The organism is Ruminococcus sporogenes (genome assembly GCF_054655175.1).
In genome coordinates this window covers 464,559-485,726 of the sequence record NZ_BAAHOA010000003.1, presented here as the reverse complement: position 1 = coordinate 485,726, position 21,168 = coordinate 464,559, and the positions used below count along the sequence as shown (strand labels likewise).

The window sequence follows — 21,168 nt, the reverse complement described above, 5'->3', positions numbered from 1 at the left end:
TCAGTCCTTGTCAATAAAGTCGGGACACTCCGACGCTTTCCTTATTTCTTCCGTCCGTATTCTCTCAAGCTCTTTTCTTTTCCGTATTTTACAGCTTACGAGCAGAGCGCAAAGACCTGACAGTCCTCCGGCTATCATAAGCCATGCGGCGGTATTGCTTCGGCTGTCGCCAGTATGAGGAGTATCCTGCGGTATCTCTTTCTGTTCAGCCTCGTCGATCATAACGATCAGCGGATTGCCGTTTTCAGATACGGCGGTCGTTTCAGCGCCGTCAACCGTGACCGTACCGTCATTAAGGACTTCAAAGCAAATATCCGTCGCCAAAATATATCCCTCCGGAGCGGCGGTTTCTTTCAGAATATACTTTCCGGCGGAAAGCTTTGCGACAATATGATTAGTCCCGTCGGAAGTCCATTCGTCCACAACTGTTCCCTTATCATCCAGCAGCTGCATTTGCGCGCCTTTAAGCTCGTTTCCGTCCGCGTCCCGCTTGGATATTTCCACAGTAACAGGCTTGTTTTCAACGGTAATTTCAATAACTTCTTCGTCCTCTCGGATATTTACGGTATAGCTTTCATCGCTTAAAATATATCCGTCGGGCGCTGAAAGTTCTCTGATAACATACCCGCCAAAGGGAATGTCGGCAAAAGAAAAACAGCCCTTGTCGTCCGACTTGGCTGTCATTAACGCGTTTTCTTCCGTAAATTCTGTGCAGTCCATTGCAAACAGACCGAACAGAGCGTTTTCAAGAGGGCCGCCGCTTTCGTTTGTCTTGATACCTTCTATTTTTCCGCGCTTAAGGCGATTCTCAAATGTTCCGCAGTCGATTGAAACCGTCTGAATATCCTGTCCCTGATATTCAAATGTTACAAGATATTTTTCGCCGTTCAGGACGTAATGCTCGTCTGTGCCGATTTCCTGAACGTAATATTTTCCGAACGGAAGCTGAACGTCAAATTTTGCGGTCATATTCTCATCAAGGCTGATTTCAGAAATCAGTCCGTCGGCAGGAATAACCGTACCGTCGGCGGCGGTCAGAGCCTCTGCGGCAAACAGTCCGAAGCGGACGTTTGTATACTCGTCTGAATTGCCGATATTAAACAGCCCGTCCTGTTCCATAAGCTTGGAAAGCGTTATTTCTACGCCCTGATATTCATTGAAAAATTCCGCGTTTACCGTATCTCTTATCTCGACTTCCTGTCCCGCATAGGTAAGCTCGATAAATTGCGATTCGCCGTTAAGAACATATCCGTCGGGAGCCTGAATTTCCTTTATTTCATACTTTCCGAGATAGAGCGGATCGGTTTCAGCATAGCCGTTTTCATCTGTTGCGATTTCAGCTACAATGTCTCCTGCGTTTGCTCTTACCGTTCCGTCGGCCGTTATTATGTCCTCGCCTGCAATTATCTGAAATACCGCGCCGGAAAGCTTTCCGTCTGAAAATACCGGAGTGTAGGTCGTAAGGTTTTCTATAGCATTTCCGTTTTCATCGGCATAAGCTGACGAAGCGATATTCACTCCTGCAAAAATATCTCCTGTTTTCTGAACGCTGATTTTTCCCTTTTGAGCCTTGTTGAATTTTTCAACCGTTATAACCTCTTCCTTACCGTCGACCGTAAAGGGAACGGCTTCACTGCCGAGAAAATATCCCTCCGCCGTCTGCACCTCATGAAGCTCGTAATCTCCGTATACAAGCTCGTTGGGGAGCGTTAACGTTCCGCTTTCGTCAGTATAGAATACGTCAAGGATCATTTCCGTCGGATAGTTTATTTTCTGTTCAACATAACGGGAATTTTTACAGTCCCAAACCTTAAAGCCGATACCCGAAACGGGGATCAGATTGCCTGTTTCAGCGTCCTTTTTCACGATCCTGACGTAGGAGGTCAGCGCTGCGTCGTTGATAAGGTAGAAATATTCCTTTTCGTTTTCGCTGATAATTACGTCAAAATCCTCTATCCATTCTGTGTTTTCCCAGCCCTTGGTCTGATGAACCGTATATGTTCCGTAGGGCAGCGTTTTTGTAGCTGCACAGCCGTTTTCATCGCATACAAGATAATCTCTTTCAGAATCCTTTGCGCTTTCATAGCTTCCTGACGATTTAAGGTAAACCTCGAATTCCGCTCCTGCTTCGGGAGTTTCTATCTGCGTCGTTCCGTCGTCGCTGTGCTTAATAATTGAGATTTTGCCTTTGATAACATCTTCGGTTACATTTACTGAAATCAGATTGCTTTCAATGGTGTAATTTTCAGCTTCTGCACCGATTGAATAGACAGTCGGATCAAGCCTGTACCCCTCCGACGGGCTTATTTCCTGAATCGTATAATTTCCGCAGACATATTCCCTTGTTTTGAAATATCCCTTTTCGTCGGTAGTGTAGGTATCGATCAGCTCTCCGTCCCTGTACAGTCCGTAGACCGCTCCCGCAAGGCTTGCATTGCCCTGTGGATCGCCGTTCTCGGAATCCTTTTTTATTACCTCGGCGGTAAATTTCTTAAGAGCGTTTTTAAATGTTTTTGAAACTGTCGCGTCGGCTGTCAAGGTCGCTGTCTGGTCCGCGGGAACAACATATTTAACGGGTACGTTTTTCTCGGAAATGGTGTAAGCGATCTTTTTATTATCCTTATCATATACGGGAATATCGGAAAGAACTGCCGTACCCTCGCCGTTGGTGGTAACAGTATAGGTTTTGCCGCCGCCGGAAATCGTAAAGGTTCTGCCGCCGTTTTCTCCGTCCTCCGACTGCTTGTTTATTTTTATAGCTCCTGTCTTTAACGTATTGGAGAACGAAACGGAAGCTGTTTTGCCCGCCGAAACCGTAACCTTTTTCGTCTGCTGTTTTTCATAACGGGCAGGTACGACCTCGGTTACGGTATATTCTCCCGCAGCAAGATCGGGTATATTTATTTTACCGTTCCTGTCCGTTTTTACCTTATACGTTTTTCCGTTTCCTAAGACGATAAATTCAATATCCGCTACTATACCGTCCTCGGAGGTCTTGATAATTTCAAGCGTTCCGTTTTCTACGCCCTTGACCGCCGCGTAGTATTTTCTCGGATCGGCTTTTAGCTCCGCTAACGTCTGCTTTGAATCGCTTGTAAGCGTCAGGAATCCGGTCAGCTCTCCCGATTCCTTAACGTTGTTCTGAGTCAGAGTAACCACAGCGGTCTTTCCGCTGTCCGCCTTTATTTTTAAAGCGTTTCCCGATTTTGATATAACGGAGCCGTCTGTGACTGCCGCGTCAAAGTCTGATAGAACATTGTTTTTATCGGTAAAAGTATATGTTCCGTCGCTGTTTGCCTGCACTGCATTTTTCTTGGCAGAGGAGGTCGTACTTTTTGCGAACGATATGGATTTTGAATGTTCTTTGATATCGGCTTCATACTCGTAATAGTAACCGCTTACTATCTGAGCGGCATAGTCGCTTTGAAAATTATCAAGAAGCTTTTCAACAGAGGTATAGCCGTTATCAACTCTATTGAAATTTATATCTCTCTGACCTACCAGCGTTTCCCATACAAGTAACTGTGTTGCCGTGTAACGGTAATATGATTCTAACGTATCAAGATTACCTGTAAATGCGTATAAAAAAATTCTTCCTATTGAAGTATGGATTTCTTCTGTATTTAAAGTTTTATTTCTTACAGTCTTTAAATAATCCATAGCGGCATCTTCATTAAACATATCTCCGCTTGCAACGGATTTTCCGGGCTCCATACAGTATACAGCCCTCATGCTGTCGGCTGTGTGTATCATACACCAGTAATCTTCGGCGCGGACCGTATATCCGTCGCCTATGGTTATATCCTTTTTTGTAGCAAGCGCGTCGGCGTTTTCTATCTGCACTTTTGTTTCCGCCGCAAACGCTGTGAACGCCGCGGGAAGCATGGTCAATATGATCGCGATTACCGATAAAATCGATATTCCTTTTTTCAATACATTCTTCATATACGATTTCCTTTCTTAAACATAAAAAAGACCGATGTTTTTACCATCGGTCTTTACGCTTATTTTATTTCATTTTACCACATCAAATACAAGTCGTAGGTTCCGTCGTCTTGCTTTTCCCAATATATATAAATATATATACACTCAGAAATATCTTCTTTGGTTTCACCATTATCAAGCCATTCGCTATACATGGTTTTAATGCGGGAATCAACGCCCGTCTTATACTCGGAAACTGTTTCATGAAAATCTCCGGCTATAGGCGTATCCCACGAATAACCGTTCCAAGGATCAACGTAACCGCTTAAAATTACGGCTCCTTCATTGTTACAGTCCGGGCACTCTGTTCCGATACCGTAAGACTTAGCAGCCTGTTTGATATATCCGTTTATCTCTGATATATCTGCCTGTGAAAGTCCCTGCGGCTCGGGCTCAGAAGCTTCTGTCGGTTTTGGCTTTGGCTTTTCGGTTTTCTTTGCAGTTGTGGTTTTTTTCTGAGTTTGACTTGGCTTCTCGGTTTTCCGCGAAGCTGTCGTATTCTGACTTTGCGGCTGAGTTTGACCGCCGTTATTTCCTCCCGCTTGATAATTGCCGTTATTATCCTGTTCGTTACCGTACCGCGGCGCTTGGGTAGTTACGTCGGCCTTCCTGCTTCCGCTCTTTTTGGTACCGCTTTTCTTTTCCGTACTTTTCGCCGTACTTTCAGACGTGGTTTTTACCGTTGTTTTCGGCGATTCTGTTGTTTTTACGGAAGTTGTCGTCTTAACTGACAAAGCCGTTGATACGGGTGCGGTCGTTACCGTTGAGGCAGCCGAAGCCGATTCGGTTTTTCCCGCCCGAAGCTCAGCTCCGTCCGGTTCTGTTTTTCCGCAGCCTGACAGCGCAAGTCCGCATATTATCAATACCGCCAATGTCCTTTTCATAATTGTCACACCCCGTGTATATATTTCAGCCTTTGCTGTTAAATCCAGCATACCACACTGCCGCGCGGATATCTACCGTTTACGGAAAAATTCTACCTGTCAGACAAACCGAGCAAGGGTTTTTACAGCATAACCAATAAAAGCTTACGTTTAAAAAATACCATAATTATTGGTATTTGTCAATATCTTTACATAATAATCGTCAAGCCGTCCTCCTGCAGGGAAGGTGATTCCTCCAGCTCTAATACGGGCTGTGCCAGCGCCGCAAGGTATTTGACGATCTGGCGGGAGGTCAAAGAGCGGCTGTCCCAGCCGTCGTTTGTAAGCTCGTTGCCTGAAATATACAGCGTACCGTGAACAAGTACTCCGCCTATGACTCTGTTGGGTTCATAATCATAGAGCAGAAATTCTTCGTTGCACCATGCGACCGCGTCGTTGTCAGGCTCGAAATATATCGGTTCAATACGCCCTCCCACCACTGACTGCATTGCCTGAAGCTCGCGTCTGATCTCAGCGACATAGGGCGCTTTTACAGCCTCCGCGACGACTATTCTCATCATATCCAGATGATCTGTCCGTAATATATCAAAGTCTATCGGTCTGAAGCCCACGCTGTCGCAGAAGTAAAAGCCCTTGTCCTTTCCGCCGCAGACCTCTATCACATTGCTTACCGACATGGCTTCTCCGCAGTAGCCGGGAGGCAATTTATCCGAATTGCAAAGCGCAAAAACTTCTTCAAGATTTCCGCAGTTTACTGTACCGCCGTATACCTGACGGTAGTTTTCAGCCTTTACACCTCCGTGCGATTGTGTGTAATCGTAGTCCATAAACGCAAGCTTGTTTTCGTCCTTTTCATGGTCTATCTGAAATATCCTTATCTTCATCTGCGGAGCTGACATATACTCGAGCCGTTTCACCGCCCACTTCGGAAGCTGCTCTCTGTCCGCGATGCCTATGAATTCCCCGCGGCGCAAAGAAGCTCTGTCCCCGTCGATGAGATAGTTACCGAACACCAGTCCGCCGGGTTTTTCCGGATCGCATCCGCAGCCGTCAGTGGCGTAGAAATACTGGTATTCCGGCTTTCTGTATTCCTCTGTCAGAAGCTCCGGCTTTATTATCATCAGCCTATTCGTATAGTCCTGCGGTTCATCTGAATGAACGCATTGCTTGCTGCCGAGAAGCCCTAACCGGGCATATTTTTCACGGACCTGCTCGGTAAAGCCGTTAAGCACGGCAGGGTGACAGTCCGAGCAGTATTCTATCGTTTCTTTTTGAGATATATGGCTTGGAATCACAGACTTCGCCCACGCCTTATTATCCTCCGAGAACCTGCCGTCGTTAGCGTTGTTTCTGATACTTGCCGCAAGTACCCACATGGCGCGGTCGTATCCGAATCTTGCAATTACGCTCTCCGCTCCCGAATCGCTTAAGCTGTATCCGTCGAAGCTTTCGGAAACCGCTTTGTCAATCTCCTTGCAGCAGCGTATATTTTCTATACGGCTTTCCCGCCATAGTTCGGTTTCCTCGCATATTTTTGCCTCTTCATAGGATTTTCTGTACAGAAATCTCATAATTTATCCGTCCTTTCTTTAAAACAAATTGTCTGAGCCTAGGTCCTTCGCGCATATACCGCGGATGGGACAGCCGGCGCAGTCGTCGTATTCATCGCAGACCGTCTGCTTTTCCGCCTCCGTAAGCTCTTTGTGAAGCAGGGTGAAAACGACTCCGTCCTCGTTCTTTTCAAGCTCCGCCGTCACGGGAAACCCATTCTCATCATAGAGACCGTCAAATCTGGATATTCCGTTTTCAGTCATCGCCTGCGTCATTAATATTTTTCTCATTTAAAATACCTCCCGTATTTTCGTCAAACATTGAAAGCTGAAGCGCGTTTCTTTCCGTTTGCCTGTAGTTTGAGATAAACAGCTCGCTGTACATACAGCCGCCTTCGTACCTTTGAGCAAGATTGTTAAGCCTTGATATTTCCTCAATATATATGCCCGGTCGGTCCCACAGCTTCCTGATTTCAGGGCAGTCGTTATACGATACCAAAAACTTTCCCTTGATTTTCAGAAGCGTATCTCTGAGTCTGATATGATCCTCCTTTTTAAAGCCCACGTCCTTGTAGTAGTTCTCCGTGGAAAAGTACGGGGGATCGCAGTAAAAAAAGCTGACGGGGCGGTCGTAATGCCTTATCAGCCCTTCAAAATCCTTATTCTCGATCACAACCTTCTGCAATCTTCTCGCCGCCATATCTATCTGCGGAAAATCCGCCCACATGGAATGCGGCTGACTGCCGAAGCTGTCAAGACCGCTTGCATAGCTGTACCGTATCAGCTGATAGAACTTAGCCGCCCTGTCAGCGTCACGGAATCTGCCGAACAGTCCTTTCTTATGAAGAGCCGCGATCCAATTAAAGTCCTCGCGGGAATTAAGGACGTATCTGAGCTTGTATTTAAGCTTATTCGGTTTATCCCTGACGCAGCGGTACAGATTTGCAAGGTTTGAGTTATGGTCGTTCCAGACCTCGAAATCCATGCCCGGCGGTTTATGAAACAGTACCCAGCCTGCCCCTCCGAAAACCTCGATATATTTCTCATAGTAAAGCGGAAACCTTGAGAGAATCTCGTCCCTCAGCGCCTTTTTGCCGCCTACCCACGACATGAAACTGTCCATTTTACTCCTATCCGCCGTTAAAGCCAATGACAGAAGTTAAGCCGTTTTGCCGATTACAGAATCTTTTCTGTCATTGGCAAAACGACTTGTCCTCGCGCGGACGGCGCAATTTGCGCTATAGCTTTATTATCGCATACTTTTCAATCCGCGCCTTTTGTTTTGATTTAAAAATCAAATGTCATTTTTAAGGTTATTTAATTCCTTGTTAAGTCTTTCGATTTCTCTGTCGGCGTTTTTTGCCGATACCAGAAGGCATCCGACAGTAAGTCCCGCTGTTCCTCCTATCGCCAGACCTATGAATAAATTCAGCATTATTTCATCTCCATTCCAAGCTCTTGAGTTTGTTCGATAAAATCGGCGAACGTAACGATTTCGCCCATAAAGTTCGGCTCCGTATCCTCGGTCAGAGGTATGAATCCCTTTTCTCCCAGATCAAGCGGCTCTTTGGTTACGACCGAACCGCCGCGATTTACCGCGACCCTTTTTTCAATGGAACAGAAACGCTCTCCATCGTCCGACCGCCTTAAATCGTAGCAATACGTTCCTTTGGGAATATCCGCGTCTGTTATTCTGTCGTTGGTAAACAGCGCGGTCTGTCCGAATAGTTCTATACGCTCATATTCGTCGGAGCTCTCGATATTGACGTATCCTGTTTCAGAAGCGTTGAGGAAAAGTCCGTAAGCCTCAAGATCAACGTCCATAACCCTCGCCGCGAATTCAAGCCGCTCCTTTTCGCTTTCGGGATAGTATTCTTCAATACGGTCTCCGTCGTAATACGCATATCTGCCGCAGTTCATGCCGATGTCCTCGTCAGCCCACTCATGAATAATTTCGATTTCGGGAAACATCTCCGATAGTCGCTGAATGACAGGATGGGGAGCTGCCCAGGCGGTCAGAAACCGCAGTTCTTCGGCGTTTGAGTAATCACAGTCTTTCTCATAGCCATAGGCTGACCACTTTGTACCCCAGTTTGCTATACGCCAGTCGTACCAGTTGTTTTTGCCGTAGAGCTTAAATTCCTCCCGACTGAGACCACCCCGATAAATATTTTCAGGGATAGGAATGATCTTTTCAAAATCGATCGTTCCTATCCCTGATTCATTTTTGACTGCGTCCATAACACGTTTTACCGTATCGGGATCGCCTGTAATCTTTATTCGGTTTGTTACATGATTTGGCATTTTACTCTCCTTTCTGAGCCTCCGCTTTCAGCGTCAGCCCATCTCCATATCAAGATTTTCTTCTTCATTGACAGACGTGATCTCCACATATTCTCCGATAATACACAGCGCCTTGTCATAGCTGCTGCAAGAGGTGATACGGCTGCACATTTCCTTTGCCTCATCTGCCATTCCGTTTCTTTTCAAGGTACGTGAAGCTATTCCCATAAGGTTAAATATGTTTCCGTTCTGACCTATGAGGGGACATTCAGGCTTTTTCTGTTTTTGTTCTATATCATGAGCAAAACCGCCCAGCCTGTTAGGAACATAATCGGAAAGCCATGTACCGCCGAACTGCTCGTGAGTCTGCAATCTCCACATTGCAAGCCTGCCGACATTAAGCTGAACGTCGTCAAACGGAAACAGCAGACAGGTAAGATTTCCGTTATTAAAGCTATATACCTTTTCAAATCGACTTTCATTCTGCAATATTCCGCTTTCCGTTAACATATCGTTTATGCCGTCGACCCATTCTTTAAGGTCGCCGCCGCAGCCCTGCAGAACAAGCCCCTCGCTGTCGTTCATTTTTCTCAGATCATGCAAAGATACGCTCTTGATTTCCATTAATGCAAAAACTCCTTCCCATAATATTTTTTCAGCAGACCTATGACAAACAACTGACCCTTGCCTGTGACGTAGGTCTGCCGATAGGTTTTTGTCCTTGCGGAGGTTTTAAAAACCGACTCCTTCACTTTAAAATATCCTCTGTCTATATATTTCTGATAGGGGAGATTGTCGGTCATAAGGATACCCATTCCTCTGAGAACGGCGTACAGCCTGTTTCTGCCAATAGAAATTCTTTCTGCTCTCGCAAGCTTTGCCATTTCGTTCATATCGATGAGATTATCGGTATTTGAAACCTGATTTGCAAACTCCACCAGCGGTTTGTCATGCCGGATACGCTCGTTAAGCTGATTTATCGCTATCATCTGCAAGCGGAAAAGATTCTGATACGGCTCGTCGAGGAACGGGAGGTAGTTTTCTATGAACATTTCTTCGCTGCCGACGTAGCCGCCTGTTCTCCTCAAAGTTGGTAAAATCGTGGCTGTGACCCACCGCTTAAACTCTTTGGCTCTCGGAAGCTTGCTGGAAAGTATCAGACTGTAAAGTCCGCTTTCGTTGATAATTGTCATTTTTCTGTTTTGCCTGCCGTCGTGAATTGCGACGTCAGCTTTATCTTCAGTATCAGTGTGTTTTGCAAGCGCATCTCTCGTATTTGTATAGCCAAGAATTTCCGCAACATCTTTCCCCACAAACCAAGGCTCGCCGTCTTTAATAACCGTTCTCACTTTGCCGAATTCTTCGTTTTCAAAAATCCTGATCATATTTTCCATTTGCGTTTTCCTCCTCGTCAAATTCCAGTAAATTTCTCGCGATAGCTTCAACCACATTTACCGTAATTGAATTTCCCGCCTGCTTGTAGAGCTGCGCGTCGGACATTCCCGCGGCTGCGACTTTTTCAAACTGAGCCTTTTCATAACCCTGCAGACGCCAACACTCCACAGGCATTAGCCTGCGAATACGACCTTTGTGAACAATCCCGTGACGGTCTGTCACCGTAAGCGTAAACATCGGTTCGTTAGGTTCTTTTATCCGTCTGCCGTTCTGACGAGTGTTTTCCTTAAACGGATTGAGTATCGCTCTTGGTCCGTCATCGACCAGAACTCCCGATCTTTCCCCCTTATGAGCTCCGTTTGTTACTCCCAAATCCATTCTTGTATGCAGACATCTTGCATTCTCTGTAATCTGAGGATTCTCATTCAAATCGCAGAAAACAGCGGAATGCTCTCCCTTATGGTGAGATACTCCGCTGTTCTGCCTTGCGGTTATACATCTCGCAGTATCTGTCATTTGAGGATCGGGATTCATGTCGATAAAATACAGCCCTGTCTTACCGCCTATGCCACCCGAACCGCTGCACTGGGTCACTGCTGTGCCGTTTGTTAAATACACTCTTGATCCCTGACTGCCGCCTATCAGCTGCTCAGGTTTTCCTTTTTCGCAATTTTCCTCATCATTTCCTCCGAAAGCCAATACTTTGGCGGGACATCTGTTTCCAAGATATCCGACAAGGAACAGCCTTCTTCTTGACTGCGGTATCCCGAATCCGGCAGAGTTAAGCACTCGCCAGCACATACTATACCCCAGTTCAGAAATCTTTTCAAGGATGATTCTGAAACATTCCCCCTGCGATATACCAAGCAGATTGGGTACGTTTTCAGCGATAAAGTAACGGGGGCGCTTGGCTTCAAGGATTTGGATATAGTTGAAAAAGAGGTTTCCTCTATCGTCCTCAAAAGCTTTTCTGCGCCCCGCGACGCTGAAGGACTGGCAGCACGGTCCGCCGACGAGCAGATCAAAATCCGGCATACCTCCGTAATCGATTTTTGTGATGTCCTCATAAAAAATTCCCCCCCTTGTGTCATACAGCGTTCTGTAGGCTTTCCGCGCAAACCGGTCGATTTCGCACCATCCGACGCACTCAAACCCGCCTGTCTTTTCAAATGCCGAGCGGAAAGCTCCGATTCCCGCAAACGCTTCAAAATATTTTATCATTTATCACCAATCCCTTCTTGTTTGTGTAATAAAAAACGGCTAAGTCTTTTTCAAAACTTAACCGTTACATTGACATTTCCATTTCTTCTGATTCTTCAATATCCTCAGTGATTTCCTCGCACTGAATATTTTCCTCTGTTTGCTCATTGGTCGGAGTCTGTTCTTGATCGAGTTTATGGAAGTGATCCACATCGGGTATAACTCCAAGCGTTCTTCCATTGTCAAATTTGCAATGCAGAGTACCCGCGTCGTCCACTGCTTTTACCGTTCCCACAGCGCCTGACGGAATCGGCTGCGGATCGTTTTCCATGCTGTCAAGGCAGATCCTTGTGCCTTCAGGGTATCTCTGTCTGAGCATTTCAACCTTGTTCTGATCATATATCATCATATTTCCTCCGTATAGTTTCTTTTTTTATAGTATATTAGTCCATTGGTATCACGACCCTTCAATATTCCTGTAATATTCCTTCATACCGCATTCAATACAGTCCTTTGCAAACTGCTCCGCCTCCCGCATACTGTTTTCAAGCAGCTCATAATTCACAGCCGCAGAAAATTCGTCCAGCTTTTCTTTTTCCGATCCGTCTGTGAAAACCTCGATCCTGAACCCTTCGCACAGAATCTCCGTACCATTTTCAGCTTCCCTTATCAGGCTTTGGCCGGGGGTTATTTTTACATAATAGCCCTTATACTGCATATTCAGCCGCCTCCTATAGTTATCTGAAAGTCATCGTTCAAATTCTCGTCAATTTCATGCTGAATCGAGTTTTCCAGAGCGGTCTGCAAACAGCTTTCGTCAAGACCGTATTCTCTGTAGCCCTGCAGGATAATATCGTAATACTGCCGGGCAGGAGGAGATATCTCTCCGTTATTCATAAGATACGCCATGCCCTCGTATTTTTTGCCGCCAAGCTCAAACGTCATTTTTTCCTGTCTGTACTGCCGGGGGTAGCCTTCGTATCGGTTCAGAGCGGTAATATCGCTTTCTTCAAGCTCCCAGATCACAACGGGAACGCTCGCGCCCTTTTTCGGCACGATAGTGGCGTAACTTCTGAATTCCAATTCATGATCCTTGATCACTGACGTTCCTACGGCTTTGGAATTGGGACATCTATACGCCATCTGTTCAGGATTGATATTTGAGCCGTAGGCTATATACAATTGTTTTTGTTCCATAAGAGCTCCTTTCTACATTGCAATTTCAAATTCCTCGCCTTCGCATTCCGACTGCTCCGGTTCTTCATCACAGCTCTGCTCATTTTCAGCGCTACGCTTCTGACGAAGCCTTTCCCTTGCGGCTATACCGTCCTCCGGATGCCTCCACGCTATATCTCCGGCAAGGCGTTTTAACAGGTGAGCGCGGCAGTTTTTGAATTCGTCCCCTATGAGTCCGAGATTCAGAAGCCACACCCGAAAGCTGTAACGCATATTGTCGCTGCTGCTTACATTAGGGGAGCAGAACTTTCTTGTAACCGCCGCGTTGCTTATTGCCAGAGCCAGGACTATCTGGCTTCTGATCTCTCCGGCATGAAGGCTTGCGTTGCAGCATCTGATCTCATAATGACCGCGCTGAAAGTAGCTATGAAGATTGAGCGCTCTGTATCTTGTTTCTGAGTAATAGGTATGCTCCTCCGACATATTTCCGTTATACCACAGCATTTTTATTTCCTCGATCGTATCCGGCTTTCGTTTATTTAGTTTTTCCACAAAACTTCTGTCGATTTTCTTGCAGTACCACTCTCGGGCTGACGAGACCTGCAATGCGTCCCACAGGTAATCCTCCTTGCTTGAGAATATATTTACAAGATTTCTAAGCTGCCGGGGCGTGTAATCGTCCGCTGAGATATGGATATGCGTTCCGCATTTATACGCGGATCCGGTAATTCCTCCCGCATGCCGCAGAGCCCTGATCACCTCCTGCAGCAGAGGTATATCATCATACTCCAGCACAGGAGAATTAAGCTCCACGCTGTAGGCTCTGGAAGCCGCCTCGCCGTTTCGGTTTTTGCAGATAATACTGGAATCCGATACGAACGACCAGCTTCTGCCCTTGCTGTCGCTTACGGAATATTTATCGTAAAACCCTCCGTTATGGGATACCTGTCCGCCGAGCGTCTTTGCCGCCGCTTTTGCTGCCTGACATCTGGTCAGTCCCGTCATTTCTATTTCGATTCCGAAATTCCGTCTTTTGATACCGTCAAAGTTTCCTGACAAATTTTCACCTCCCTTATCCGCAAAAAGACCGCTTTCCCTTTACATTTTAAGATTCATTTCGGGTTCTTCATTCCGGCTGATTTCCATTTCCTCCTCCGTCTGCAGCGACCAGCTTGCTCCGTTATTAAAGAAGCTGACGCAAATATTACCCAGTTTTCCGGTTTCAATCTCACGCTGCTCCAGACCTTCGCCCCAGCCGTCGCTTGCCTGACCTTTAAGATAACCTCGCAGCTCTTCAAGCTCGCTGTCCGTAAGCTCTCCGGAAATCTGACAATCAAAAATTCCCATAAGCTCTCCGTTTACCTCTCCGACCGACGGAAACGCTGAATAGACCTTTTCGCATACGGACGTTTCTTTGTCATAGTACGCCATAAGTCCGCGGCGTTCTTCCTCCGGTAATGAAAACTCCTGAATGAATTCATTGATCTCGTCCGCACAGCCGACGGCGAATTCACAGGAAATCTTGTCGCAATCCTCATTAATAACTACCAGCGGACAGTAAAGCTTCAGAGAATGCGTCGGCTTGGCTTCCGCAATAACTACCAGCGGACAGTAAAGCTTCAGAGAATGCGTCGGCTTGGCTTCCGCCTTAACAGACTGTCCGATCATCTCCGCGGACTGAATATCGTCTCTTTCACGGAGCATTTCTATGACTGCCTGCATGATATTGCTTCTGAGATCGTCGGTTATTATTTTCGTCAGGACCTCCTCAGGCTCAAAACGGCTTTCTCCGTAACGCGTCTTTTCGGCGATATCTGCTGCGATCTCCTTAAGCCTTTCGTGTATTCTCCTTTCAGCTCCGGTCAGCTCGTTGTTTTCGAGCAATGCTCTTGCGTTGGGAATGAACTGCGACTTTCGGGCATATTTTGCGCCCTCGGAATCGACAAGTATTCCGTCGCCGCTTTCGCTGTCAACAAAAAGAACGCAATGGGCAATGTCGTTTATGTCAATGCGCATCAGCTTATGATACCTGGCGATCCAGTAATTATCGTCAAGGGTATCGTTTTTCAGCCTTAAAAATTCATTGCCGTAAAGCGTAACGACCTTTTCCACGCTGACATAATAGGTATTGTAACCGTCCCTCTTGTGATTGAGCGTACTGTTAAAATGCAGTCTTTTCATTCTTATTCCTCCGTTATATTTATTTGCGGTTTCTATATGCCTTTTGCTGTCGCCTCCTTCAGGGCATAAAAAAAGACCGCTTTGTTTAACATCACTTTCGTGATATCAGACAAAACGGTCCTTGAAAATTTGTATACTATTTTTTATATTTACAAAGAGCATATCTGAGATTATCTTTCTCAAATATGCCTCAATCTTCTGAAATATTTAAATGTCGTGAGTTCGAATCCTTTCAGACGGTGTTTTTCGGCTTTTTTCATCTATGGTTTTTAACTTCTTTTTTTCACCGTTTGGGTATCAAAAAAGCCCGTAACTACGGGCTTTTTGGCACTTTCATCTATTTTGTCAGTGCTATATGTCAAGCACTGACAAAATAGATGAATGATAAAAGTGGACTAAAGGGTTCGGATTTCAGGTTTTTGACTTTTTCCTTTTTGAAATTTAACTTTTTTATTTTATAATGCGAACTCTGCCTAATAATACAAAATAAAGAAAAGACTATTTACTGGATTCTCAACATAAAAGACAACGCAGTTTGGACTGTAAGGTTCAAACTGCGTGAAGGTTATCAATCAATTTAAAAAATAAGCAAAAATCCAGCAAACTCCAAAAGTAAGATTGGACTAAAAGATTCAGATGGGTTAGGTTCATCAATTAGGATTACTTATTTATCACTATAATAACTTAGTTCATTTAAAACATCCAAAAGATATTTATCTTTAAAATTTGCATCTGTGTAATATTGCAAAACTTTTGAAATTTGAACGATTATAAGAAATATTGATCCTATAAATAGAATAAAAGCAATACCCTCATTTTGTGTTTTTGTGTCAGCATATATAGTACTTGCTATCAAGGCACCAAGTGGAACTCCTATTAGCATATCAATAATTCTATTATTTATATTTGAAAACCTAGAGTTTCTTTTGTTTAAAATTTCTTCGCATTCCTCCTTAAGTTTTCCAATCTTATCACATGTGTTTATTCCTAATTTGGTAAGAAGCTCTCTAACATCATTTATATAGTCTTCATACTCACTCTCTTTAACTTGAATTTCTTTATTTCGCTCTTCCATATGATATATTTTATCTTCACGAGGTATTTCTAAAACAAATGAAGCTATTATAATAATAAAATAGGAAATATAAATCAACATACTATTTAATTTCAATATTAAAATTAAAGCAATAAATATTAAAGAACACATAACTAAAAAAATCATAATCCAGTATGGCAGTTTAAATAATCTCTTCATATCCTTTAAATTTCGGCACTTTTTCAATTTACTTGTGGGATCCTTTTCATATATGGCTCTACGAACTAAATAATATCTATATGTCATAATAGTCCTCCAATCTGTTGTTGTGAATTAAGAGTAAATTGTAAATTAAAACACTGTTAGCTTTATATCTACATAAAATTCACAAGTGTTTAGTTCACATACATAGCTTTATATAAATAGTGATTTACTAGTTAAATGAATCATTTCCAAACCATTATTTTCAATAGTACTTAAATACAATTCGACTTTAAGTAGCGCTGATTCAAGTTGCTGCAGCGTGTTTATTTTATTGATAAAAGGTGCATCTGATTCAATCAAAACTTTATCAATAGGAATATTCGATATTAACTTACGACCGTTTATTGATTGAGTCATCATCTCATTTATCGAAAAATAACACCCCATTTTAACGGCTCTATGCAACTGTGATAATGAACCTGAAAACCAGTGAAGAATACATTTATTATTCTTAGTACAATCATACTTTTCAAGAATATCAAGTACATTTTTATCAGCAAAAACAGAATGAATAGAAATCACCTTTCCACCTTTTGATGAGCACCATTTGATTATATTCTCGAAAACATCTATTTGTTTATTTTTTGAGGAGTAGAATTGACGATTGTAGTCCAATCCTATTTCACCAATGTAAGCAGCATTTTCAATGTATTTTTCAACTAGAGGTAGCTCATTGTATCGTTCAGAAACTAGCTGGGGATGTAATCCCAACGCAACCTTTATATTTTCATATGAATGAAAATAATCTATTTCTTTTTCATATGCTTTCGGCGTGGTTGTTACAGCTAAAATATTTATGTTGCTTTTTTTGGCATTTTGAGCAAACTCTATCATTGATGGCATCAAATCTAAATGACAATGTGAATCGTAAATCATATCAATTATCCTTAAAAAATCTATTTATCAGTTTTATGTTCTTCTTGCTTCAAGTATTCGGAAATAAAGTTATCAACTTCTATCAAGCCACGATAATAAACATTAGATAACTGATTTATGTACTTTTCATCTCCATCAAGTCTGCCACCTTTGTAAATAAGAATACTTTTTAAGTCTGGGTTATCCTTAAGGCGCTTTATTGCTATTTGAAACGAGCGAAGCTGTTCTCCTTTACGCTTAGAATGGGCATTGATAATTTCTTTAACGGAGTTTACCGAGTAAGTTGTTGGGTCATTTTCAAATTTATACGCTTTATGCATAGCTGCACGACGAATAAGACAAGGTACACAATATCCACAATGCTGGGATGGCAGCCCAGACCATCGAGCTTTTTGTGGTGAAGAACACGATGTAGATTTTCGAATTGTTTCCAACAAAATATCCTTATTCAAACATTCATCAGCCATTTCACCTTTTGTTTTATTCCAATATGGATTGACTATTGAGTATGGCAATTCTAAACTTAATAATACCTTATTCCAAAGATTCATATAGAATGGATGTGTGGTTCTAGTGCTATGAGATCCAACACGCAGATTATCAAGCGGTACATTAAGCGCTATAAGACCATTTTCAGGTACTTGAAGAACATTATTGTCCTTCAATCCACTAAGAATGAAAATACCAAAAGATATAAATAAAAACGAACGACTTCTTGTTGAATTCTCTATATCTCCATCAAGCAACATATCTTTGCCAAAGGAAAGCCAAAGATTAAAATATGTTGGTGTTATATCGGAATATCTGTTTTTGAACTCAGCAAGTAAAGCTTTTTGAGCATCCTTTGTATATCCGTCACCTGCATGACTTACCAAAGCAATCTTATGATTTTGTTCCAGATGATTAATTGTTCCAATAAGGCTATCCATGCCGCCCGAAAACAGCGACACGGCATCATAACTAGTTTTACGTTCTTTGTTTTCGGAGAGGACATTTTCACGTTTAACAAACTCAATTTCCCAACGGTCTCCTGTAAGAAAATTCAACATTTGTGAGAATAGATTTTTTACAGATGTCCAAATGTTTAAGTTGAAAACCGGAAGTTCAATAGCAATTTCCCTTGTCCAACTATCTTCTGCATGTTTGATTCGAGAAATTCTTGTATCAGCAAGATAAACCAGTATTGCTAATTCAATAATATCAAATCCGTCTTCTGTAGGATAAATTTCTTTTTTTCTAAGATCATTAAGAATATTATCTATGTATATTAAATGCTCGCTTTCATTTTTTAAGGGTATTTGAGCAATTACAGTATTCCCTGTTTTTTTCATATTAACAGCATTGTCATCATAGCTACCAATCAGTTTATATTTGCTCATAAACTATTCCTCCTCATACGAAGACATTATATCAAACGTTGTATTATAAATTGAATCTACAACATTTTGAGCTTGCTGTTGACTAATGTTACAAATATCAACATTTAACCTTGAAATAGAATCTGAAATAGCATTTTGTATAAATTCCTTCATCTGGTTTTCTATATTTTCAATAGTAGATATATTGTCTGGCAGCGAAAACATCTTATTAGCAATATCATTAAGAAGTTTTTGTTGTACAACATCTGCCATATATATTTCAGTAAATGCAAGAAATTCTGAAGGAGATAGTGACTCGATTTGTTTATTTTCTAAATCCGGTATCGTAGATAATGCATCTATATATGCACTTCTTGCAATTCCCTCATCAGTTCTCCCACCATCCGGGCAAACAAAGTCCATGATTCGAAGAAAAACTTCTTTAGCTGGTTTCCCGATTATATCTCCAAGATTGAACCTATTTGCTGTAGCGGAAATATTGCCCCCAGCAAAACCGCTCATAATGCTTACTAATTTTGCCGTACTTCTTCGTGCTGAGCCTAAGCGTATTGTTGCATTTTGGGAGCCGCCAGCTGATTTTCTCACATATGACGAAATAGCTTTATGCAGCCTGTCAGTTTTATTTCCACCGCTATTTATGTAGCGAGTAAAATCACTTCTAGGAGATGTAAATCGCTTTGAATCAAAAGACTGGGTATCATCATACTGTTCATTATCTACAGGTATTTTAGAATCTTGTTGCGGCATGTCATTTAGATCGTCATCCAGCCAAGATGGTACTAATGGTGTATTCCCGTTTTGACCTCGATTACTTGTTGATGTTCCCATGATTCTTCACCTCATTTTAATGCAGTTTCTGCAGCTATTTTTGTGAGTTTTGTACCAGCTGTTTTCAATTTTTTAATATATTTACGAAGCCTTTCTTTGCCTTCAACGGTTGTAATACAATTTTTCCATCCTGCACAAATCCAAGCACCAACTGTATCTGTTTGAAATGATTCAATAAAGCTTAACAAACTATTTTCAAGTTCTTTGTGATGTTCTACAAGGATTCGTATCCCATTAATTCCATTAGGTTGCATAGATGTATCTGGAATCTTTTTTACTTTCGTTTTCAACTGGTTAAATACCAATCGAGCCTCATCATTTGACAAATTTTTAATCTCATCGTTTTTGCCAGCAATCGCCATTTTACCGCTCATCAATACATATACTAATTCTCTCAACTGCTCAGATTTTATCTGTTCAAAGAAAAAGTCTTCCCGCTCTTTGCATGCAAAGAAATATGGGCGTAAATCGACATCTTTTAATGTAGGTTCACTTATAACCCATTTGGAAAAAGACCTATCTTTTTTCCAACGTTCAATATGTTCGTCTATTTTGGGTGTTTCCTGCATTTGTCCATTTCTTGGAGCTAACATGACAATAGCATCATGATCAGATTCATCATTTGATTTTGAATCGTTGGTTGTCAATTGTTTTTCAAATTCAATTAATAAATGACATTGACCATAATCATTAGTAAGTGTGGCAATTTCTTTATATTGATTTGGAAAATAATATTCTGCAAGCATCAATTTAGCCAGGATTGGAATCCGAATTGAATCCCCGAAACCACGAGCATCTGCCATTTGTTTACGCAACAACAACATATTGATAAACCGCTTGATTTTTCGAGGATTACCCTGAGTGTTTCCTGATAAAATATCTGAAATTTGATTTGCTACAGATATTTTTTCAACGAGTGAATCATAATTTGATTCCAATGTATTTCGCAATTCTTCTTCACTAAATCCGGAATTCTCCCATGGCTTTTTCATTTTATTAATTGTTACTTCAAGTAAAGCATTGAACTCTTTGTTATTATCTGTTATTTGAGAACTTATCATTAAAAGAGTAATGTACATCTCTGATTCTACTTTTCCAAGAGCAGGAATTTTAAATGGAACTTGAATAAGCTTTTCAAGGTAACGCTTTGAATAATCATCACTATTATCATTATCTGTTGGCAAATTGGGAAAATGACTGTGAACAGCATATTCAATCATTGCTTCGTCAGCAGCTATAACAAAAGCTGTATATTTTGTAAACATAAACAAGCGAGCTGCTTCTAAAGTTTCAATAGTTACTTTAGGGAGGCATCTGTCTAAGTCATCAATTAAGATAACCAACTTATCTATTTTTGATTTTTTTAATAACTCCTCAAATGATTTTTGAAATTCAGAAAATTCCTTATTCAGAGATACATCTTCAAAAACCTTTGCATCAGTCATATAACTTTCTATACTGTCTAATACGCTATTTATCTTATTTTCACTTGAAATCGTACTTTTTAATTTATCTTTTAGAGTGTTTAGTAATCCAATTGGCGGTAGACCTGTTGCGAGAGAAAAAGCAGCACTGCCCGCTGTCTTTACAACAGAAAACCAATTTATATTTTTCCATAGTTTTTGTAATATATCTTCTGCTTCTTCTGATATCGTTATATTTGAAGATAATTCAGAAACAATAGCACTCATTAAAGCTATTTTTGCATCTTCAAAACCTTGATGCTGCCAACCATTAAAACGAATACACACGATTCTATCTTCTTTTTTATCTTCTGAACTAAGTTCATCTTCGACCATTGCCAAAACAGAAGATTTACCCGCACCCCAGTCGCCGTGAACACCAATAGAAATTGGCCGATCATCACAATCCTGAATTATATTAGCAATTGTTTTAGCAATTGCTCTACTATTTAACATATCAACTTTCGTTTCGTTATCCGATAAAATCATCATATTACCTTCCAAATAATAGTTTTTTACTTAAGAAATAATAATCATTTTCCCTTGTTGACACATATTAATATCCAATTATCTTTCTTAACAACCATTATACACCACGCTTCTGTTAATTACAATACATATTGCCAAACAAAGAGCATTTGCAATACATTTTCTACAAATTTATATATT

At 41.9% G+C, this 21,168-nt stretch carries 20 protein-coding genes; all 20 read right to left on the bottom strand.

What is annotated here, in order from left to right; translation table 11 throughout:
* Window positions 1-3,945, bottom strand: coding sequence for a SpaA isopeptide-forming pilin-related protein (locus tag ACYQ0N_RS12545; RefSeq protein WP_460162867.1), 3,945 nt, complete (start codon window positions 3,943-3,945; stop codon window positions 1-3).
* Between the two features lie 74 nt (window positions 3,946-4,019).
* On the bottom strand, window positions 4,020-4,919 hold the full coding sequence (locus ACYQ0N_RS12540) for a hypothetical protein (protein WP_460162866.1): 900 nt from the start codon (window positions 4,917-4,919) through the stop codon (window positions 4,020-4,022).
* Between the two features lie 137 nt (window positions 4,920-5,056).
* Window positions 5,057-6,439: a DUF3849 domain-containing protein gene (locus ACYQ0N_RS12535; RefSeq protein WP_460162865.1), complete on the bottom strand. Its 1,383-nt coding sequence runs from the start codon at window positions 6,437-6,439 to the stop codon at window positions 5,057-5,059.
* Window positions 6,440-6,457: 18 nt separating this feature from the next.
* Window positions 6,458-6,709 (bottom strand): hypothetical protein, encoded by a 252-nt coding sequence (locus tag ACYQ0N_RS12530; RefSeq protein WP_460162864.1) that lies wholly within the window; start codon window positions 6,707-6,709, stop codon window positions 6,458-6,460.
* On the bottom strand, window positions 6,675-7,529 hold the full coding sequence (locus ACYQ0N_RS12525) for a DNA adenine methylase (RefSeq protein ID WP_460162938.1): 855 nt from the start codon (window positions 7,527-7,529) through the stop codon (window positions 6,675-6,677). Before ACYQ0N_RS12525 ends, ACYQ0N_RS12530 begins: the two co-directional genes overlap by 35 nt.
* 183 nt (window positions 7,530-7,712) lie before the next feature.
* Window positions 7,713-7,853, bottom strand: coding sequence for a DUF3789 domain-containing protein (locus tag ACYQ0N_RS12520; RefSeq protein ID WP_124100690.1), 141 nt, complete (start codon window positions 7,851-7,853; stop codon window positions 7,713-7,715).
* The gene (locus ACYQ0N_RS12515) at window positions 7,853-8,722 is read right to left on the bottom strand and encodes an LPD28 domain-containing protein (RefSeq protein ID WP_460162863.1); all 870 of its coding nucleotides are present in this window, start codon (window positions 8,720-8,722) and stop codon (window positions 7,853-7,855) included. The genes ACYQ0N_RS12520 and ACYQ0N_RS12515 overlap by 1 nt, the downstream gene beginning before the upstream one ends.
* Window positions 8,723-8,755: 33 nt before the next feature.
* Window positions 8,756-9,325: a hypothetical protein gene (locus tag ACYQ0N_RS12510; protein ID WP_460162862.1), complete on the bottom strand. Its 570-nt coding sequence runs from the start codon at window positions 9,323-9,325 to the stop codon at window positions 8,756-8,758.
* Window positions 9,325-10,095: a BRO family protein gene (locus tag ACYQ0N_RS12505; protein WP_460162861.1), complete on the bottom strand. Its 771-nt coding sequence runs from the start codon at window positions 10,093-10,095 to the stop codon at window positions 9,325-9,327. The genes ACYQ0N_RS12510 and ACYQ0N_RS12505 overlap by 1 nt, the downstream gene beginning before the upstream one ends.
* Window positions 10,070-11,317 carry a DNA (cytosine-5-)-methyltransferase gene (gene dcm, locus ACYQ0N_RS12500; protein WP_460162860.1) on the bottom strand — a complete coding sequence of 416 codons (1,248 nt, stop codon included), beginning with the start codon at window positions 11,315-11,317 and terminating at the stop codon, window positions 10,070-10,072. The genes ACYQ0N_RS12505 and dcm overlap by 26 nt, the downstream gene beginning before the upstream one ends.
* Before the next feature lie 64 nt (window positions 11,318-11,381).
* Window positions 11,382-11,705, bottom strand: a complete 324-nt coding sequence (locus ACYQ0N_RS12495; protein ID WP_460162859.1) for a DUF4314 domain-containing protein — start codon at window positions 11,703-11,705, stop codon at window positions 11,382-11,384.
* A 48-nt stretch (window positions 11,706-11,753) separates the two neighbouring features.
* Complete coding sequence (locus ACYQ0N_RS12490) at window positions 11,754-12,014, bottom strand: hypothetical protein (protein WP_460162858.1); 261 nt, start codon at window positions 12,012-12,014, stop codon at window positions 11,754-11,756.
* A 2-nt stretch (window positions 12,015-12,016) separates the two neighbouring features.
* Window positions 12,017-12,493: a gamma-glutamylcyclotransferase family protein gene (locus ACYQ0N_RS12485; protein ID WP_460162857.1), complete on the bottom strand. Its 477-nt coding sequence runs from the start codon at window positions 12,491-12,493 to the stop codon at window positions 12,017-12,019.
* 12 nt (window positions 12,494-12,505) lie between these two features.
* Window positions 12,506-13,531: an amidoligase family protein gene (locus tag ACYQ0N_RS12480; protein WP_460162856.1), complete on the bottom strand. Its 1,026-nt coding sequence runs from the start codon at window positions 13,529-13,531 to the stop codon at window positions 12,506-12,508.
* 39 nt (window positions 13,532-13,570) lie between these two features.
* On the bottom strand, window positions 13,571-14,653 hold the full coding sequence (locus ACYQ0N_RS12475; protein WP_460162855.1) for a DUF6329 domain-containing protein: 1,083 nt from the start codon (window positions 14,651-14,653) through the stop codon (window positions 13,571-13,573).
* A gap of 664 nt (window positions 14,654-15,317) precedes the next feature.
* Window positions 15,318-15,995, bottom strand: coding sequence for a hypothetical protein (locus ACYQ0N_RS12470; protein WP_460162854.1), 678 nt, complete (start codon window positions 15,993-15,995; stop codon window positions 15,318-15,320).
* A 108-nt stretch (window positions 15,996-16,103) separates the two neighbouring features.
* Window positions 16,104-16,829 (bottom strand): Qat anti-phage system TatD family nuclease QatD, encoded by a 726-nt coding sequence (qatD, locus tag ACYQ0N_RS12465; RefSeq protein WP_460162853.1) that lies wholly within the window; start codon window positions 16,827-16,829, stop codon window positions 16,104-16,106.
* A 20-nt stretch (window positions 16,830-16,849) separates the two neighbouring features.
* Window positions 16,850-18,208 (bottom strand): Qat anti-phage system QueC-like protein QatC, encoded by a 1,359-nt coding sequence (gene qatC, locus ACYQ0N_RS12460; protein WP_460162852.1) that lies wholly within the window; start codon window positions 18,206-18,208, stop codon window positions 16,850-16,852.
* 3 nt (window positions 18,209-18,211) lie between these two features.
* Window positions 18,212-19,036 (bottom strand): Qat anti-phage system associated protein QatB, encoded by an 825-nt coding sequence (qatB, locus tag ACYQ0N_RS12455; RefSeq protein WP_460162851.1) that lies wholly within the window; start codon window positions 19,034-19,036, stop codon window positions 18,212-18,214.
* Between the two features lie 11 nt (window positions 19,037-19,047).
* Window positions 19,048-20,991 (bottom strand): Qat anti-phage system ATPase QatA, encoded by a 1,944-nt coding sequence (qatA, locus tag ACYQ0N_RS12450; protein WP_460162850.1) that lies wholly within the window; start codon window positions 20,989-20,991, stop codon window positions 19,048-19,050.
* Window positions 20,992-21,168 lie beyond the last annotated feature (177 nt).

Bases quoted from the DNA above. Each gene is read 5' to 3' on its own strand.
- ACYQ0N_RS12545 (WP_460162867.1), bottom strand. From the start codon at position 3,945: ATGAAGAATGTATTGAAAAAAGGAATATCGATTTTATCGGTAATCGCG.
- ACYQ0N_RS12540 (WP_460162866.1), bottom strand. From the start codon at position 4,919: ATGCTGGATTTAACAGCAAAGGCTGAAATATATACACGGGGTGTGACA.
- ACYQ0N_RS12535 (WP_460162865.1), bottom strand. From the start codon at position 6,439: ATGAGATTTCTGTACAGAAAATCCTATGAAGAGGCAAAAATATGCGAG.
- ACYQ0N_RS12530 (WP_460162864.1), bottom strand. From the start codon at position 6,709: ATGAGAAAAATATTAATGACGCAGGCGATGACTGAAAACGGAATATCC.
- ACYQ0N_RS12525 (WP_460162938.1), bottom strand. From the start codon at position 7,529: ATGTCGTGGGTAGGCGGCAAAAAGGCGCTGAGGGACGAGATTCTCTCA.
- ACYQ0N_RS12520 (WP_124100690.1), bottom strand. From the start codon at position 7,853: ATGCTGAATTTATTCATAGGTCTGGCGATAGGAGGAACAGCGGGACTT.
- ACYQ0N_RS12515 (WP_460162863.1), bottom strand. From the start codon at position 8,722: ATGCCAAATCATGTAACAAACCGAATAAAGATTACAGGCGATCCCGAT.
- ACYQ0N_RS12510 (WP_460162862.1), bottom strand. From the start codon at position 9,325: ATGGAAATCAAGAGCGTATCTTTGCATGATCTGAGAAAAATGAACGAC.
- ACYQ0N_RS12505 (WP_460162861.1), bottom strand. From the start codon at position 10,095: ATGGAAAATATGATCAGGATTTTTGAAAACGAAGAATTCGGCAAAGTG.
- dcm (WP_460162860.1), bottom strand. From the start codon at position 11,317: ATGATAAAATATTTTGAAGCGTTTGCGGGAATCGGAGCTTTCCGCTCG.
- ACYQ0N_RS12495 (WP_460162859.1), bottom strand. From the start codon at position 11,705: ATGATGATATATGATCAGAACAAGGTTGAAATGCTCAGACAGAGATAC.
- ACYQ0N_RS12490 (WP_460162858.1), bottom strand. From the start codon at position 12,014: ATGCAGTATAAGGGCTATTATGTAAAAATAACCCCCGGCCAAAGCCTG.
- ACYQ0N_RS12485 (WP_460162857.1), bottom strand. From the start codon at position 12,493: ATGGAACAAAAACAATTGTATATAGCCTACGGCTCAAATATCAATCCT.
- ACYQ0N_RS12475 (WP_460162855.1), bottom strand. From the start codon at position 14,653: ATGAAAAGACTGCATTTTAACAGTACGCTCAATCACAAGAGGGACGGT.
- ACYQ0N_RS12470 (WP_460162854.1), bottom strand. From the start codon at position 15,995: ATGACATATAGATATTATTTAGTTCGTAGAGCCATATATGAAAAGGAT.
- qatD (WP_460162853.1), bottom strand. From the start codon at position 16,829: ATGATTTACGATTCACATTGTCATTTAGATTTGATGCCATCAATGATA.
- qatC (WP_460162852.1), bottom strand. From the start codon at position 18,208: ATGAGCAAATATAAACTGATTGGTAGCTATGATGACAATGCTGTTAAT.
- qatB (WP_460162851.1), bottom strand. From the start codon at position 19,036: ATGGGAACATCAACAAGTAATCGAGGTCAAAACGGGAATACACCATTA.
- qatA (WP_460162850.1), bottom strand. From the start codon at position 20,991: ATGATGATTTTATCGGATAACGAAACGAAAGTTGATATGTTAAATAGT.